Genomic DNA, 17590 nt, shown 5'->3' on the forward strand with positions numbered 1-17590 from the left:
ACGATTAGGATCGTACCACATAACAATAGAAAGGGAAAGGACTAATTTACAATGCAAGGCAACATGCCAATAATTATATTAGAGGACGTTCGAGTGCATTATGCTTCCGAAGGTGGCCAGTTGAGAAAAGCGCTGGATGGGGTTTCACTTACGCTGCACCAAGGAGAATGGATTAGTATTGTAGGAGCGAATGGTAGTGGAAAAAGCACGCTCGCTGGACTACTGATTGGATTCACTCCGCTATCGGGTGGAGTACGGAATATTTCGGATAAACTTACCGTTCGGGGTGTATTGCAGCAACCGGATGCACAGGTACTGGGCGATACGATTGAAGAGGAGTTTCATTTTGCGTTGTCACCATTAATGAATACTGTAGAAGAACAATCGGAGCACAGGCAGGAAGCATTACATACCGTAGGACTTCATTATCCGCCGGAGATGGCCATCTCGCAATTATCGGGTGGACAGAAACAGCTGCTAAACATTGCTGTAGCGCTCGCGGCCAAACCGGATGTATTGATTCTGGATGAGCCGACAGCCATGCTTGATCCGGGAGCAAGAGATCGTATCGAGGCCATCGTTCAGAAGATTACCGAGCGGGGGACAACGGTAATCTGGATAACGCATCATCTGGAAGAGGCGACCTTGTGTGATCGAATCATTGCTGTCGAACGAGGGCGCTGTGTGTACGACGGGGACCCGCAGTCCTTTTTCTATAAAACAGCGATGAATGAGAAAATCACCGGAGAAAATGAGCAGCTAACCGCTTGTGATCGGTTAGGGTTAGACCCTCCGTTCACTGTAAAGACTGCGTTATTGCTCAAGCACAAAGGCATGAGGCCAGAAGCCATGCCACTGCGGCCCGAGCAATTGGCTAAGGAGGTCGCACGTTGGAGATCGAATTAACCAATATACGTATAGAAGCATCGGATTCGAGCAAACGTGCACTGCTTGAAGATGTGACTATACAGTTAAACAGTGGGGAAATCACCTTGCTACTGGGCTGTACGGGTTCGGGAAAAACGACTTTGCTACAGACACTGGCTGGCCTGAAACCTCCTGATGCAGGCAGTATTACATTGGATGGTACGCCTTTCTGGAAAGAAGGGAAAGTGCCGCACTCGATTTTATTGCAAATGGGGCTAGTATTTCAATTTCCGGAGCAACAACTGTTTGCCCGAAGTATTCAGCGTGAATTCAACTATTCACTGCGTCCCTATCAACTTTCCGAGAACGAACAACAAGAGCAGATCACAAAAGCACTCAACCAATGGGATCCGCCAGTGTCTCCGGAGTTGGAACGGCGATTTCATCTGGATAGGTCGCCATTTGCACTAAGTGGTGGCGAGAAGCGCAGGCTTGGACTTGCTCTCGGAAGTGTGACCAATCCACACTGGCTTCTGCTGGATGAGCCGAGTGCCGGGTTGGAAGCGCAAAGTGTCGAACTGTTGCTGGATGCAATGGAGCAACATCGTCTGGCAGGTGGTGGAGTTGTGGTAGCAACCCATGATCTGGATACATTCTTGCCTTGTGCGGATCGGGTATTGTTGTTGCAGGGAGGTCGTCTAATCGCCGATCTCACACCGAGACAACTTCACGAAAGGCCTGAACTGCTGGAGCAGACAGGGATCGGCCTGCCACCTTCGATGAGACTGGCGCAGCAGTTCAGAGCAGCGGGTCTTGAGCTGCCCTTTACCGCGATGACGCCAGAGGAGATGGCTGAAAGCATTGTTCAGTCCACGTCCGTTGGGGTGGGAGCTCAGAACGAATCGATAGATGCGTCTGGGATAGGGAATATGGTTGCCCAGAGCGATGTGCTTGAGAATATAGAAGGGGAAGATCCGAAACTTCTTCCGAACACCTTGACTCATTCAGCCGGATTATATGGCGTAATGGATCCTCGTCTGAAGTGGATTTTGTATATTTTGCTGGTCACCGCCGCGATGCTTCAACAGCGCTGGCTGGGATTAACGTTAACGCTGGTGCCGGTAGTGGCCGCACTTGCCGTTCTTCCGCGTCAGACGTTGGCTGGATGCATGAAATTAATGAAGCCACTGTTATTATTTTTCCTCATATCAACGGCGTTATCTGGAACCACCCTTTCAACAGAAGCAGGCGGTCTGCACTTTGGTTTTTCCCTGGCACAGGCGGAGGGCACTTTGCTGAATGTATATCGTTTGTTTATCGTTACTTTGGCAAGTCTGTGGTTTTCACTGACGACGCCTTATGGCCGAATGGTAGAAGGGCTGAACTGGGTACTCGGTATCGGTAAAAAAATGAAGCTACCCGTAGCTTCGTTTGCTCTTGCTGTATCGTTAATCTTTCGGTTTATCCCGATGATCTGGAGTGAGTGGCAGCGATTCTCACTGATCGTTCGGGCACGTGGGAAGGCTGCTTTAAGACCCAATACCGTGCGAATTCGTGACCTAGGTCCGATGGTCATTCCTTTGTTAATGGCACTGTTCCAACGTGCAGAGGATATGACCATTGCGATGGAAATGCGTAAAGTTCGAGAAAACTCTTTGCTTGGAGCACGTTCTTCGTTATTGGGATGGTCCAAGCGCGATACCTGGATTAGCATGGCTGGTCTCATTGGTTTTGTACTATTAGTATGGATTCGCCAATGGTGATGGCGATGATGATCGTGATGGATCCGGTGATGGATCAGAACTTTAAACGCAGTGTTTTCCAATAATCATGCATAAATGCGTTTGACCTCGCTCACAATAAGTGTACGTTGATCATCTGAAGTGGATCAGGAGGGACGAACGATGAAAGATAAGTTTTTGCGTGAAGAACGGCAAGAATATACTGATGTGTCTACGGTGGAATCGCAGCGAAACGATATCACACTCGAAGAATTCCCGGAGGGTCCTTACGGTTCATCTTTGTTATCCGAGTCTCTTGGGAAAAGTTCTCCGTGGCGGGTGGATCAGCGGTCTGCACATCGTTTTGATTATGAAAATCATGAGCTTCATGAAGGAGAGGTACGGGATTACCCGGGTCAGGATGTCTTCGACCAAACGGTTCCGGATAACGTATCCAAGCCTCAATACCCGGAAGAATCGTAATGAGATTTTGATATAAAGTAGAGCGTAGCCTCCAACAGGTTTGTCCTGTTCGGGGGCTATTTTCGTTAGAGTGGTTTAAAATAAAATCTCCTCTAATTCCACATTATGGGTTATTATGTTTGTAGCTTGGAGTAAAATTGGTGTAATATGCGGAGGATTCATAATGAGAGAGATCGATTATAGCCATTATTTCTGGCAGGATGATAAGATCAGATTGCATGCTTTGCGTGAGGAAGATTGGGAAGATCATTATTATAATCGCTTTGACACACCTGCCCGTCGTTTATTGGAGTGTGCAGTAGAACTGCCACCTACGAATGCGGAGGCGAAGAAATTTACGGAAGCCTTTTCCGATTTTTCTCTGGACAGAGGACGGATCGTGTTCACGATTGAGAATATGGATGGTGAGAATGTCGGAGGTGTGAATCTGAACAGCATTGATGAAAGGAACGGCACCTTTAGTATTGGCATTCAAATTGACCGGGATCATCGCGGGAAAGGCTATGGAACCAGAGCCGTTCGAATCTTGCTGAAATATGCCTTCTTCGAGTGGAGGCTTAACAAATTCAACGATTATGTACTTGAAGGCAATGAACCTTCCTCAGCCATGATGAGAAAGCTTGGATGTGTCCAGGAAGGTGTGCGTCGCCAGGTGATCTATACGGATGGAAAATACCAGGATCTGATCCTTTTTGGATTAACCAAAGAAGAGTTTATGGTTAAAGAAGGGCTTGTTTGAAGTAAGAGCGGATAAGTTGAAATTAAATGTATTTTAGGAGGCATTATGAATCAACCCATACAAACCGATGAATTAATCATAGATTGCAAGGATATTTATTTGCGCGAGTATCGACTTGAGGATTTGGAGAAATTGCAGGAAATTACGTGGCAACCTGAGGTGTATGAATTCCTACCAGGATGGAACGCTACGATTGAAGAGAGGACCCTGTGGCTCCGCGAATATGAAATTCCTGAGAATCAGCGTTTTAAACAAGCTGTGATGGCCGGAGAGGATATCGGAGAGTTATACTTGCGTATGGCTATCGTACTCAAAGAAAATGATGAATTTATAGGATGGTGCTGCTCGGGCATCAAGGATGAACTGCCAGCACCCAATCGGGAAATTATGTACGGTATTTCGAAAGTTTTCAGGAACCGTGGCTATACAACCCAGGCAGTAAAAGGAATGACGGAGTATTTATTTGAGCATACAAATGTCGAGGTACTGAATGCCATCGCATTGATTACCAATCAAGCATCCAATAAGGTAATACTGAAATGTCATTTTGAACCGGTCAGCTCGATCGAGATCGAGGATGAAAAATATAACCATTACCAACTGCGGAAGCAACAAGGTCATGTTTAATGCATTTGTCTCAAGATGGTTGTATTGACGTGATGATGTCAGGATAAGAACATAGTTCCCCGAAAAACAGCTATAACATTAGCATTTCAAATCAGGTTAGACAGTTATTACTGGCTGCCTGATTTTTTTCTGTTTTTCATTGTAAAAAACGACTAAGGAAGCATTGTTAGGAGACGTACTCTAACATGAAATTGGAAAGTATAGTTTATAGGACCAGCTTATATTAATAATTTTCTCCACGATAATAACGCTCCAATTTGTTATCCAAATGAACAAGCTGCGCTTTTTTCTCCTCGATATCATTCAGTAACTTTTGTTTTTGATCTTCAATCAGTTGGGTTCTTTCCTTCAGGGTTGAAGTTCCTTCATTTACCTGATCATAATACTTTTTGATGTCTTCCACACTCATCCCGGTTTCGCGAAGACATTTGATAAAAATCAGCCAGTTCAGATCATCCTCCGAATAAAGACGGTTATTCTGCTCACTTCGCGCAGCAGGTTTCAACAGTCCCTTCCTTTCGTAAAAGCGGATCGCTCCGATCGAGACCTCAACTTTTTTCGCTACTTCTCCAATGGTTAACATGTTAAACCCCTTTTATAAAAAAATTTGACCTACACTAAGTGTAGCATAGTAACTTATACATTGTTCAATATAAATCAATTTAGGGAAAGAAGGATTCGCATGAAAAAGACTGTCTTTGTAACCGGAGCCAATAAAGGAATTGGATATGAAATCGTCAAGCAGTTGGGTGAAGCGGGTTGGAAAGTTATCCTTGGCGCACGCAGTGTCGAACGGGGTGAAGCAGCTGTTTCGGAGTTAACTTCCAGGGGATTAGACGTAGAATTGGTACAGATCGACATGAACGACTTGAAGAGCATCGAGCAGGCAGCCGAGACGATTCACAAGACGTATCCCGACATAAACCTTTTGATCAATAACGCGGGTATGCCGGGTGCGTTCTCTCAGTCTTTTACGGATACCCAGGAGGAAGATTTGCGGAACGCCTTTGAAGTGAACTTTTTCGGCACCTTCCGTTTGAATCAGCGATTGTTCCCGTTAATCAAAGATAATGAAGGCACAATCATTAATGTATCGACTGACATGGCTTCTCTGGACCATATGCAAAATGCGGAATTTACGTTAAATGCCTTCGATTATAACTCATCCAAAACGGCCAACAGCGCCATGACACTTTCGATGGCTTATGAAGTGAAAAACAGCAGGGCTCAAGTCTTTGCGGTAACGCCCGGATTCACATCAACAGATCTTAACGGCAATGCCGAAGGTGGTAAATCCAAAGAAGCCGGCGCTGCGATTATCGTGGGCTATGCGACTGATGGCAAACGTCATAACGGGGAGTTTCTAGATGAGAACGGTGTGTACCCTTGGTAATCGACCGTTGCCAAAAACAACGATAGTATGGAATGAATTTTAGAGCATGTCTTCAAACATAAACTCAAACTCAGGAAAGCCACAAGAGGATGGGGATGATGGTCAAAAAAATTAGGTCCAATCTTGCTGCTTCCAGTGAATGCGTAGAAGATTTTCTAACGAACACAGGACGTCTTATTCGGCCTTTAGGTACGCTTCTTAAATTGTAAGGAACATCAGACACGCTATTTCCCTAAATCCCCTGAGAAAAACGTAGTAAACGGCTGAATATTGTAATATAACGTGGCTCAGGTTCATTAGATTTCTGCGGGAGCTTCCAAATCCTTGAATAAGACGTCTCAGATTCGTTAGCCTGAAAGTCTGAAAGCTTGAGACGCATCGGGCTACCACTCGACCAATCGGATATCCAAAGAATCCCCCACTCATTTCTCAACCGAAATGAGTGGGGGATTCTTCATGCAATGAAAAGCGGAATTACTGTGAGGATTCGAATGAAGATGAAAGAAAAGCAGCGTTTGGAACGCTTGATTAGAGCTTGCTTAATGATCAAGTACATCTTACGTAGAGCTACGATAGCCAACGTAAAGCCTACTTGCAGCCGAAGCTCAGCCTAGACATCAGCCTTATACAGTGGCATCAAAATCGTAAATTCCGTTCCCAGGCCTACCTGACTTCGTGCCGTAATCTTCCCACTATACGACTCCACAATGGAGTGGGTAATGGCTAGACCGAGACCAGCGCCACCTTGTTTGCGCGAACGAGAACTGCTTGTGCGGTAAAATCGCTCAAAGATATGGGGCAGATGTTCAGGTTCAATGCCCGTGCCGTTATCCTTTACGGACAATTCAGCCTTATGGTGCGTGGCATATAACGTTATGGAGATGGCCCCATGCTCTGGATCGGTGTGTTGCACCGCATTATGGAACAGATTCAGCACAACCTGCTTCAGCTTATAAGGATCAGCCAGTACATGGACCGCAGCCGTCAGGTCGAGATGAATGTACCTCTGCTGAGCCATCATGGTCAGTTGTGGTTGCATTTCGAGTAGCAGACTGTCCAGCTGAATGACCTCCTGCTCCTGCTTTGGAGCCTGATCCAGCTTGGTTAGTAACAACAAATCTTCAACTAATTTGTTAATTCGCACGGATTCGCCGTGCATGCTGTCTAGCGCTTTATATAGTTGATCTTGATTGGTGGCAGCACCCCGCTGTAAAACTTCAATAAAGCCATGAATGGAGGTGAGAGGGGTGCGCAGCTCATGGGAAGCATCGGACAAGAAACGCTGCATCTGTTCTTTCGATTCCCGCTCTGCTTCAAACGAGTTCTCCAGCCTTTCAAGCATGCCATTGAATGAAAGTGCGAGCTGATCCACTTCCTCTTGTCCCTGAACGACGGAAAGGCGTTCTGCGAGACTGCCTGCATCGATCTGCTGTACTTTATTCACCATGTTGGACAGCGGAACGAGTGTCCGGCGTAATACCTTGGTGTACAGAATAAGGCCAGCCACCATGGCCAACAGCGATAACATGATGAAGATCAGAAGTTGTTTAATAATCAGATCTCTCAGTGGTTTCGTAGCCGTACCCATCTGGACCATCGGTAAGCCGCGATTGCGTGGACCGGGTGAGGCGAAGACAATCAATTGCTCCTTACCTTGGCTATCCGTTACGATCCGGTAGGGAATATGTTTTTGTTCTTTTAACTCATCTGTAATGTCCTGATATTCAGCTGTTGAGAGATGAGGGGCGTTCAGACCGTCTTCCCCAAAAACATCCTCGAACGTACCTTGGTTATCAAACAGAGCAAGTGAACGGTCAGGAATAAACAATACCCGATTGCCAGACCCGTTACCTGCCTGTCCACCGAAAGGGTTGTTGGAAGAGCCACTACGTGACTGGATTCCGAGCCAAACTGGGGGCATGGACATGAGCTGTTCTTCCATGGTTTTCGCCTGATTGCGGTAGAGAAAGCTTTCCATGATCCAGAATTGCAGAATGCCGATTAACAATAGTAGCCCTGCAAGCACGAAGAGAGAACGTGAGAGCAATTGCGAACGCAGGGAACGCGGCCAGATCCATTGGTGTAGACGTCCTAAACGAAGTTTATTTTTTTTAGGCAGCGAGTTCATCAGAGATCCACCCTATACCCGACACCTCGAAGCGTGCGAATGAGTCTGTGCTCTTTATCCCCGAGTTTGTCACGCAAGGACCGAACGTACACCTCTACAATATTTTCTTCCCCGCCAAAATCGTACCCCCACACACGGCTCAGAATGGTCGCTTTGCTAAGTACAATCCCATGATTAAGCACAATAAATTTTAACAGTTCGTATTCGGTAGGAGATAATTCCAGGACTTGATCCTGATAGGTGATTTCTTTGCGCTGATCATCAATTCGGAAGGGACCATGAGTGACGGCTCCGATTAATAAAGGAAATTGATTACGCAGTCTGGCCTGAATCCGGGCGAGCAGCTCGTCGAAGGCAAAGGGCTTGATCATGTAATCGTCAGCACCTAGCCACAAGCCCTTAACCCGATTCTCGACTTCGTCCTTCGCTGTCAGCATAATCACGCCAACCTGGGCTCCGGTCTTACGCAGACGCTCGACCACTTCGAAACCATCCATCTCTGGCATCATGACATCCAAAATAGCCATATGTGGCCTGAATTCAAGCGCCAACTCAAGTGCAGCTGCTCCATCGGGTGCTGTGCGCACATCGAAGCCTTCATTGCTTAATCCAAGCTCCAGAAATTGCAAAATATGTGGTTCATCATCAGCCAATAGTATTTTAATTCCGCTGCTAAGCTTCATAATGTACGTTCTCTCCTTGCTTGATCCATCTAGATTTCTCCCTCACTTCGGAGGGACTGTATGTAGTATTATCGCTTGCCAAACTGAAATTTAGCTGAAAGGATTGTGAATTATCCTCAGACAACATTCAGCGGGCACTCATCCCAGCTTTATTTTGGCATGTCACAATACTAGACATGAAGAACTTTGAAGGAGTGATTACCATTGAATAACACCAAAAGAAGGATGGATCTTGTCCTTCTGCCGATTGCATTACTGGCGGCATTTCTGAATGGGTACGGCATCTGGAACGATCAATATGCCAATTCCTATTATACGACTGCCGTTGGCAGTATGCTCAGCAACTTCCATAACTTTTTCTATGCATCACTCGACTCGGCAGGCTCGGTAACTGTTGACAAACCACCTGTTGTCTTCTGGATCCAGACGGCCTTTGCCTATGTATTCGGATTGCACGGATGGAGCGTTATTTTGCCTCAAGTATTAGCGGGAATCGGTTCGGTGCTCCTGATCTATTTCATGGTGAAACCTACATATGGCCTTGCAGCAGCACGAATCTCAGCACTTGCGATGGCGACCGTGCCTGTCGTGGCGGCAGTCAGTCGGACCAACAATATTGACAGCATGCTGGTGTTTACGCTGCTGCTGGGTTCATGGTTTTTGTTCAAAGGCAGCAAACTAGGCAGTGCTTGGCGAATTCTGGTGGCCTTTGGGTTAATAGGCTTAGCCTTTAATATGAAAATGCTTCAAGCCTACATGATTCTCCCGGCGTTTTACTTGTTTTATCTGGTCGCATTTCAGGCGAAGTGGAGAAGGAAGATCATCCTGTTGATCGGCAGCACAGCGGTTCTGGCGGTGGTTTCCTTATCCTGGGCGGTCACTGTGGATTCTATACCCGAAGACGAGCGGCCTTATATCGGCAGCAGTGAAACAAACTCGGTCATGGAACTGGCATTTGGATACAATGGCCTGTCCCGTCTAACGGGTCAGCAGAACACAGCAGGTAACGCGGGGATGACGAACGCTGCTGGACAGGGCAATAATCGTGGCAATCGAGGGGATTTGACTTCTGCTCCTAATCAGACGGGGAGTGGTGCCCCTGGTACGGGGCAAGATGTCAATGCACCGGATAACGATAATATGAATGGTTCGAACGGCATGAATGCCATGGGCGGTATGAATGGGCCGAATGCCAATTTCCCGAACGGGCAGATGCCGAATGATATGGAAATGCCAAACGGAAGAAATTTCGGCGGTAATGGTGGCGGAGGCATGGGAGGCATGTTTGGTACGGGGGAGAAAGGTCCTCTGCGTCTGTTCCAGACTGAATTATCAGGTCAAGCCAGCTGGCTTCTGCCAGTTGTATTGCTTGGATGCATTGCCATATTTGCAGGATTAAGACGGAGAAATATTACGAACAAGCACAAGGAGGCTTTGTTCTGGCTGGCCTGGTTGATTCCCGTTGCTGCCTTTTTCAGTGTGGCAGGTTTCTTCCATCAATATTATCTGATTATGCTTGCACCTCCAATTGCGGCGCTAACTGGCGCAGGGTTTGTAGCCATGTGGAAGTTATATCGTGAACGAATGGGCTGGCAGGCGTGGTTGCTTCCGGTATCCGTGCTGCTGACGACCTTGTTCGGCTGGTATATCATGCAGGTGTATAACGATGCGATTGGTGCAGGCTGGTCCATTAGTGAATTGATCGCAGGTATTATGGTCACGGTCATCCTGGTCGTTATGCTACATCGTACACATCGCTGGAAACAGGGCTTCATTATCGCGGGATTCATGGTCATGCTGATCGGTCCGATCTATTGGGCATTCACCCCAATTACTTATGGTGGTAACAGTATGATCCCGGCAGCAGGGCCTACAGGTTCCAATGGCATGTTTGGTGGAGCCGGCATGGGTATGCCGATGGGTAACGATGCAGAAGTCACAGAAATGCCTTCAACGGGTGGCCGCGGCGGAATGGGCAACCGTAACGAAGAAGTCGATACAGCTACACTGAATTATCTGAAAGAGCACAATACAGGCGAAACGTATCTCTTCGCCACAACAGACTATAATCAGGCAGCACCTTATATTATCGACGAGAAAGCTTCGGTAATTACGCTGGGAGGTTTCTCCGGGTCAGACCCGGTGTACACAACGGAGGAACTGGAGCAACTTGTCAAGAGTGGGCAAGTGAAGTACTTCATGGTTGGTGGCATGGGTGGGCGAGGCGGAAACTCGGACATTAGTGATTGGATCAAAGAGCACGGTACCGAGATTCCAGCCTCAGAATGGCAGACAGTCACCGACAGCGGATCTACGGATAGCGTAGACGCCGGAAACAGAGCTGGATTTGGATTCGGCGGACAGACGACTTTGTATGAAGTGAAATTGTAGCCGAAATGAAAATCTCGAACGAAGTCCATTGGAAAAGGGAGGGGACAAACATGGCTCAAACGTACCGATACAGCATTATTATTCCCATGTATAACGAAGAAGCGGTGATCGAGGAGACCTATCGGCGTCTGAAGAAGGTCATGGGCAGCACAGGAGAGAGCTATGAACTGCTGTTCGTCAATGATGGCAGCATGGATCGAAGTGCTCAAATGATCCGTGACTACGCCCGTTGGGACGAGAGTGTGAAGCTGATTGATTTTGCTCGTAACTTCGGTCATCAGATTGCGATAACAGCGGGTATGGATTATGCAGCGGGGGATGCCGTCGTCATTATCGATGCGGATCTGCAGGACCCTCCCGAACTGATTCTGGATATGATCGCCAAGTGGAAAGAGGGCTATGAAGTGGTGTATGCCCGTCGCACCAGACGAAGTGGGGAAACCCGCTTCAAGAAATGGTCAGCCAGTCTGTTCTATCGTGTACTGCGTGCCTCAACGGATACAGATATCCCGGTGGACACCGGAGATTTTCGCCTGATTGACCGCAAAGTATGTGATGAGATGAAACGTCTTCCGGAGAAAAACCGGTTCGTGCGCGGGCTGGTCAGTTGGGTCGGATTCCGTCAGACTGCCATTGAATATGAACGTGATGAACGCCTGGCAGGCGAAACGAAATATCCGCTGAAACGCATGCTGAAGCTGAGCCTGGATGGTATTACGTCATTTTCGCATAAACCGCTGAAGCTCGCAGGTTATGTAGGTGCGATCCTGTCGGTAGGCGGATTCATCTATATGTTAACCGTTATTGGTTCGGCCATCTTTACGGATTCAACGATTAAGGGGTGGCCCTCCATTGTGAGCATCATGCTGATGTTTAACGGATTCATCCTGATCATGCTGGGCATTCTGGGCGAGTATGTTGGGCGAATCTATGATGAGACCAAGGCGCGTCCGCTATACATTGTGAGAGACGTGGTTCAGGCCGATGCCCAGCAAGCACAATCCCGATTGACAGCCCGAGTTGCTCACCATGACTAATCGTCTGGTCACACTCTTCAAGTTCGGAATTGTGGGTGTCGCGAATACGGCAGTGGATGCAGTGGTGTTTGCTTTGCTCGCAGTGATCGGTGTACCGGTTCTGATTGCTCAAGTAATCTCGTACAGCTGCGGTGTTGCGAACAGTTATTGGCTGAACGGCAGGTGGACTTTTCGAGATACAACACGAGGGGGCGGCGATAGAGCGAAACTTATTCGTTTTCTAATCACCAATCTCGTCGTTCTCGCGTTATCCGCGCTGATTCTGATGATTTTGCACGACATGCTGGGTTGGAGTCTCGTGATAAGCAAGATCCTGGCTACCTTAATGGGAATGGTTCTGAACTATATGGCCAGCAGATATTGGGTGTTTCGTATAGCTATCAAATGAAAGGAGTGTATGATGTAATGCGAATTAAAAAAGCAGTTATTCCGGCAGCGGGCCTCGGAACCCGTTTCCTGCCAGCGACCAAAGCACAGCCCAAAGAGATGTTACCGATTGTAGACAAACCGGCCATCCAATATATTGTTGAAGAAGCAGTGCAATCAGGCATTGAGAATATCCTCATTGTGACCGGACGCAACAAAAAATCCATTGAGGACCATTTTGATAAATCGGTTGAGCTTGAACATTCTTTATATGCCAAGGGCAAGCAGTCCTTACTGGAAGAGGTGCAGGCGATCAGCGAGATGGCCAATATTCATTTTATTCGTCAAAAAGAACCGCTTGGACTAGGGCACGCGATTGGGTGTGCACGGCAATTTGTAGGGGATGATGCCTTCGCTGTACTGCTCGGAGATGACATTATGGTGTCTGATCCGCCAGCACTTGCACAGATGGTCCATCTCTATGAAAAGACAGGCAACCAGATTATCGGTGTTCGTCAGGTAGATGCGGCAAATGTAAGTAAATATGGCATCATTGATTCGAATGGTGCAGAGGACCGCGTTCACCGGGTTACCAATCTGGTCGAAAAGCCTTCTCTTGCAGAAGCACCATCCCGGACAGCTGTAATGGGACGATACATTCTGAAACCTTCCATCTTTCCCATTCTGGATCAGATCGAGAGAGGGGCAGGAGGGGAATATCAGTTAACGGATGCTTTGAAAGAAGTAAGTCAGGCGGAGGAACTGTTGGCCCTTGAACTGGAGGGGCGCCGCTACGATATTGGTGATCAGTTCGGATATATTCAGGCGATCTTGGAGATCGGACTGATGCGCAAGGAATTACAGCCCATGTTGACACCTTATCTTCAGAAGCTTGCAACCCAGTGGGCATAGGGATTGATATGTAGCTTCCTGTAACGCTACAATGAGCAAGAAGTTCAAGTTGCTCTTTGAGGAGTGAGGAATAGTGAATGAGTCTATCATCAAGGACCTTATTAAGTATATGGACGTGGAGGACAACGCCGCCATTCAGTACGTTCAGACCGAGCATCGGATGAAACTGGGACTCTTTTGGGGAATACAGGAAGGTAGCCGTGTTCTGGAAATCGGATGTGGTCAGGGAGATACAACGGCCGTGCTTGCACATCTGGTAGGGGAGAATGGGTACGTTCATGGTGTAGATATTGCACCAGAGGATTATGGTGCACCGCTGACCGTAGGGGAAGCGGCAGCCAAGCTGCGGAAATCTCCGCTGGGTGACCGAATTCGAATGGATTATGATTTTGACATACTAAGTGATCAAGTCCAATTCGCCGAGAATGAGTTTGACGTAATCGTACTTTCCCATTGTTCATGGTACTTGAAATCGTTTGACGAACTCGCCCAGATTCTTAGCAAGGTTAGGACGTGGGGACATCAGTTATGTTTTGCCGAATGGGATGCACGAGTTACAGATGTGAGCCAGCTCTCCCACTGGTTATCCGTTCTGATTCAGTCCCAGGTCGAATGTTACAAGGAGAACAGCTTCTCCAATGTGCGCACGCTCTTTTCACCGGAGGATATCCAAGAGCTTGTCTCTGCGGCGGGTTGGATGATTAAGGAAGAGACTTCGATCCATTCTCCCGAGCTGCAGGACGGTCGCTGGGAAACCGAAATGACACTGGCAGAAGCGCCTGTGGAACTGCAAATGCTTCCGATCCCGGACAAAGTGAAAACACTTCTTTTATCCGAACTGAAATTACTTAAAACACATCATGCCTCGGGGCCTGGGAGTCCACTGGGAACGTATGCGATTGTTGCCAAAAAGCAGTAAAGAAATAGCCATTTGCAGCAAATTTTAAAAAATGTGTTTACTTCATCACAGTAATTTTGATATTATAATCGCAATATCAAATGCGACGAAGAGACGAGTAGATAAAATTCATTCTTTCAAAGAGAGCTCCGGCAGCTGAAAAGGAGTAAAGAATCTTTTATTGAATAAAGACTCAGAGCAGCACATCGGAACTTGACGTTAAGGGATGGTGTGACAGGAGCTCCTGTTACAGAGCTAGAGTATGAACGGTCTACAGCAAGCATCATGGTTGTATTCCTTACTTGAAGAGGCGGATATGGTGACATATTGGCGAATCTGGGTGGTACCACGAGAGTTCAATCTCGTCCCTGAGACTATTGTCTTGGGGATGGGATTTTTTGGTTTTTCCGGGGCTGTGATTACACGCTTTGGAATTGCCTGAATAGTGTTAATTAGGAAGTCAATTTCATAAATACGTTTTAGTGAATTATGAAATTGATTAGAAGAGAAGCATCACTCAAACCGAAAGGAAATGATGATTAAATGTCAGCAAAATTGAAAGTCGGTATCGTCGGAGGAACGGGAATGGTAGGTCAGCGTTTTGTGGACCTGCTCGATCAACATCCATGGTTTGAAGTAACAGCTATTTCTGCAAGCGCCAATTCGGCAGGTAAAACATATGAAGAATCCGTACAAGGCAGATGGAAACTCGCAGTTCCTATTCCGGAAGCTGTGAAGAAAATCGTGGTTCAGGATGCTTCCCAGGTAGAGGCGTTTGCCAGCCAGGTTGATTTTATTTTCTGCGCGGTTGATATGAAAAAGAATGAGATTCAAGCGCTTGAAGAGGCTTATGCCAAAACAGGAACACCTGTCGTGTCTAACAACTCGGCTCACCGCTGGACGGCAGATGTACCAATGGTTATCCCTGAGATTAACCCGGGACATCTGGACGTGATTGAAGCTCAACGCAAACGTCTGGGTACCAAAACTGGATTCATTGCAGTAAAACCTAACTGCTCGATTCAGAGCTATGTGCCAGCACTGCATGCCTTGCGTGAGTTCAACCCGACTCAGGTTGTCGCTTCCACGTATCAAGCAATCTCTGGTGCAGGTAAAAACTTTACGGACTGGCCTGATATGCTCGATAATGTCATTCCATATATCGGTGGCGAAGAAGAGAAGAGTGAGCAGGAACCACTGCGGATCTGGGGTAGCATCGAAAATAATCAGATCGTCAAAGCATCGGCTCCATTAATTACAACACAATGTATTCGTGTTCCGGTAACGGATGGGCATCTGGCTACTGTGTTTGTAAACTTCGAGAAAAAACCAAGCAAAGATGAAATTCTGGAGCGTTGGTTGCAGTTCAAAGGTCGCCCACAAGAGCTCGCTCTGCCAAGCGCACCAAAACAATTCATTACGTATTTTGAAGAAGAGAACAGACCACAGACGAAACTGGATCGTGACATCGAACGTGGAATGGGTGTCTCCACAGGCCGACTGCGCGAAGATTCACTCTATGATTACAAATTCGTTGGATTGTCCCACAATACATTGCGTGGAGCGGCAGGCGGTGCGGTTCTGATCGCAGAATTGCTTAAAGCTGAAGGATATATTCAGCCGAAATAATCATGAAAGATTTATGAGAAGCAACAGATTTCTGAAAAGAATGATTAGATGAAAACCATCACTCGTTGATGGTTTTTTTCTATTGTGGACAAGAAATGGTAAGCGAAGAAGGTTCACTTATGCGGCGATTCAGGAGATTATTATATTAATTTTTATATGGAAAATATTACATTGTAAATTCATGAGATTTCAGTTATTTTTATTAACGGCAAACGTTTCCTCTCTAATTTAGAAGGAGATTGTCTTAGCAGGTAGCTATTATATAGACGAAGAAAGGAGGACTTTATTATTATGCAAGCAGCTCCTAATCAAGCCGTACATAAACCAGGACCACAGCCAGTTAGTTTTGGTAGTTGGATGCTCACGTTATTGCTTTTGGCTATTCCACTTGTAAACATCATCATGTTGTTTGTGTGGGCGTTCGGTAATTCCAACCCTTCCAAGGCCAATTATGCAAAAGCATCATTATTATGGATCGCCATCGGAATTGTGTTTTACATTCTTATCGTAGCTTTGGGTTTAACAGCAGTATTTTCTGGAACTGATTACTAGGTTTACGGAACGCAGCAGTATCGTAGCAATAATAGTAATAATAGCAATACAAACCAAAACGCCGACAATCATGTCGGCGTTTTTTAAGCATTCCAGTATTTTGTTAGGCGGCAGATGTCTTATCCGACTTTTGCAGAAGCTGAGAGCGACGACCGAGCAGATAACCTGTCAATGATGCGAGCATCTGTTGGAATACCATGCCAAGCACAACCGGGACAGCAACAGGTGGCGGAAAATAAGAAACGGCCAGTACCGCGCCTGCGCTGATATTACGCATCCCTCCATTGAACACCAGAGCTACCTGATCGGCCTCATTCCAGCCGAGCAATCGGGCGATGAAGTAACTTAACGCATAACCGAATGATGCCAGGAAAATAATGATGACCGCAAGACCAGCCAACTTCCAGTTGAAATCGGCCAAGTAGGGTGCAACGACAGAACCGTTAATCGCGACGACAGATGCCATAAACAATTTGGACAACGGATTCAACCTTGGTCCCCAGACTGGGACAATGGCGCCTTTGGTCCACTCATTCAAAAGCATACCTACCAGGGATGGCACAACAATCATCCAGAACAGGCTGCTCATCATGGCTGCCGTATCCAATGTGACACTGGTGCCGATTAACAGGGATAACACGCCAGGCACTACAAAAGGAGCAAGCATGGTATCAATCAGGATGATGGAAAGTGTAAGTGCGATATTGCCCCGATAGATACTGACCCAGATGAAGCTGCTTATTCCTGTCGGAATCACGGCTGCCAGAACAAGGCCCGTTATGGTGTAGGCATCTGTAGGGAAGACCAAATGACCCATGCCCAGAGCAATGAGAGGCATCGCCAAATGCAAAATAAACAGACATACAAACAGGGGGAACGGCTTCTTCAGCACGTTCACAAAATCCCGTATCCCAAGACTGATACTTCCAGCGAACGTCATGAACGCAAAAAGCCAAGGGGATAAAAAGGTATAAGAAGAAAGAAAACTCCCGCATAACACGCCAATAACAATGCTGATTGGGGTAATCAGTGGCATGATGCGGTTCAAGCGTTGGTTTAAGGCTTGAAGCATAATCATGACATCCCTTTACCGTGTGATTCTACTATTATACATGTTAATAACGCTGGCTGCAGACCCATTTGCAATGAAGCAGTCTGAACAGG

17 protein-coding genes and 1 other annotated feature are annotated in these 17590 nt (G+C 46.8%); of the genes, 13 read left to right on the forward strand and 4 right to left on the reverse strand.

Translation table 11 applies throughout. From position 1 onward, the window contains the following. The first annotated feature begins 63 nt into the window (after window positions 1–63). The 5 genes from NYE45_RS13010 to NYE45_RS13030 all read left to right on the forward strand — a co-directional run bounded on the left by NYE45_RS13010 (window position 64) and on the right by NYE45_RS13030 (window position 4437). Entirely contained in the window at window positions 64–906 is an 843-nt protein-coding gene (locus NYE45_RS13010) for an ATP-binding cassette domain-containing protein (protein ID WP_340016945.1), read from the forward strand. Further along, window positions 891–2630, forward strand: coding sequence for an ATP-binding cassette domain-containing protein (locus tag NYE45_RS13015; protein ID WP_340016946.1), 1740 nt, complete (start codon window positions 891–893; stop codon window positions 2628–2630). Before NYE45_RS13010 ends, NYE45_RS13015 begins: the two co-directional genes overlap by 16 nt. 141 nt (window positions 2631–2771) lie before the next feature. After that, window positions 2772–3071 (forward strand): hypothetical protein, encoded by a 300-nt coding sequence (locus NYE45_RS13020; RefSeq protein ID WP_062834168.1) that lies wholly within the window; start codon window positions 2772–2774, stop codon window positions 3069–3071. Between the two features lie 163 nt (window positions 3072–3234). Next, entirely contained in the window at window positions 3235–3810 is a 576-nt protein-coding gene (locus tag NYE45_RS13025; RefSeq protein ID WP_340016947.1) for a GNAT family protein, read from the forward strand. Window positions 3811–3855: 45 nt separating this feature from the next. Beyond that, window positions 3856–4437: a GNAT family N-acetyltransferase gene (locus NYE45_RS13030; protein ID WP_340016948.1), complete on the forward strand. Its 582-nt coding sequence runs from the start codon at window positions 3856–3858 to the stop codon at window positions 4435–4437. Window positions 4438–4660: 223 nt separating this feature from the next. Here NYE45_RS13030 and NYE45_RS13035 read toward each other — a convergent pair whose 3' ends face one another. Continuing rightward, on the reverse strand, window positions 4661–5020 hold the full coding sequence (locus NYE45_RS13035; protein WP_340016949.1) for a MerR family transcriptional regulator: 360 nt from the start codon (window positions 5018–5020) through the stop codon (window positions 4661–4663). A gap of 99 nt (window positions 5021–5119) precedes the next feature. Here NYE45_RS13035 and NYE45_RS13040 point away from each other — a divergent pair, with 99 nt between their 5' ends. Beyond that, entirely contained in the window at window positions 5120–5830 is a 711-nt protein-coding gene (locus NYE45_RS13040) for an SDR family NAD(P)-dependent oxidoreductase (protein ID WP_340016950.1), read from the forward strand. Window positions 5831–6440: 610 nt separating this feature from the next. Here the strand turns inward: NYE45_RS13040 and NYE45_RS13045 are convergent. Then, on the reverse strand, window positions 6441–7958 hold the full coding sequence (locus tag NYE45_RS13045; protein WP_340016951.1) for an ATP-binding protein: 1518 nt from the start codon (window positions 7956–7958) through the stop codon (window positions 6441–6443). Beyond that, window positions 7958–8641, reverse strand: coding sequence for a response regulator transcription factor (locus NYE45_RS13050; protein ID WP_062834175.1), 684 nt, complete (start codon window positions 8639–8641; stop codon window positions 7958–7960). The genes NYE45_RS13045 and NYE45_RS13050 overlap by 1 nt, the downstream gene beginning before the upstream one ends. 225 nt (window positions 8642–8866) lie before the next feature. Between NYE45_RS13050 and NYE45_RS13055 the strand changes: the two genes are divergently transcribed. The 7 genes from NYE45_RS13055 to NYE45_RS13085 all read left to right on the forward strand — a co-directional run bounded on the left by NYE45_RS13055 (window position 8867) and on the right by NYE45_RS13085 (window position 16426). Beyond that, on the forward strand, window positions 8867–11032 hold the full coding sequence (locus tag NYE45_RS13055) for a glycosyltransferase family 39 protein (protein WP_340017364.1): 2166 nt from the start codon (window positions 8867–8869) through the stop codon (window positions 11030–11032). 50 nt (window positions 11033–11082) lie between these two features. Beyond that, window positions 11083–12069, forward strand: coding sequence for a glycosyltransferase family 2 protein (locus NYE45_RS13060; RefSeq protein WP_340016952.1), 987 nt, complete (start codon window positions 11083–11085; stop codon window positions 12067–12069). Beyond that, entirely contained in the window at window positions 12062–12457 is a 396-nt protein-coding gene (locus NYE45_RS13065; protein WP_340016953.1) for a GtrA family protein, read from the forward strand. The genes NYE45_RS13060 and NYE45_RS13065 overlap by 8 nt, the downstream gene beginning before the upstream one ends. 17 nt (window positions 12458–12474) lie before the next feature. Further along, window positions 12475–13347, forward strand: a complete 873-nt coding sequence (gene galU, locus NYE45_RS13070; RefSeq protein WP_340016954.1) for a UTP--glucose-1-phosphate uridylyltransferase GalU — start codon at window positions 12475–12477, stop codon at window positions 13345–13347. 73 nt (window positions 13348–13420) lie between these two features. Next, window positions 13421–14266, forward strand: coding sequence for a class I SAM-dependent methyltransferase (locus NYE45_RS13075; protein ID WP_340016955.1), 846 nt, complete (start codon window positions 13421–13423; stop codon window positions 14264–14266). A 76-nt stretch (window positions 14267–14342) separates the two neighbouring features. Beyond that, window positions 14343–14618, forward strand: a binding site (T-box leader). Between the two features lie 170 nt (window positions 14619–14788). Then, window positions 14789–15874 (forward strand): aspartate-semialdehyde dehydrogenase, encoded by a 1086-nt coding sequence (gene asd, locus NYE45_RS13080; RefSeq protein ID WP_074094892.1) that lies wholly within the window; start codon window positions 14789–14791, stop codon window positions 15872–15874. Window positions 15875–16165: 291 nt separating this feature from the next. Continuing rightward, window positions 16166–16426 carry a hypothetical protein gene (locus tag NYE45_RS13085; protein ID WP_340016956.1) on the forward strand — a complete coding sequence of 87 codons (261 nt, stop codon included), beginning with the start codon at window positions 16166–16168 and terminating at the stop codon, window positions 16424–16426. Window positions 16427–16529: 103 nt separating this feature from the next. Here NYE45_RS13085 and NYE45_RS13090 read toward each other — a convergent pair whose 3' ends face one another. Continuing rightward, the gene (locus tag NYE45_RS13090) at window positions 16530–17498 is read right to left on the reverse strand and encodes a bile acid:sodium symporter family protein (protein WP_062834182.1); all 969 of its coding nucleotides are present in this window, start codon (window positions 17496–17498) and stop codon (window positions 16530–16532) included. Window positions 17499–17590: the final 92 nt, after the last annotated feature.

It is taken from the genome of Paenibacillus sp. FSL K6-1318 (genome assembly GCF_037976905.1).
Lineage (GTDB): Bacteria > Bacillota > Bacilli > Paenibacillales > Paenibacillaceae > Paenibacillus > Paenibacillus amylolyticus_A.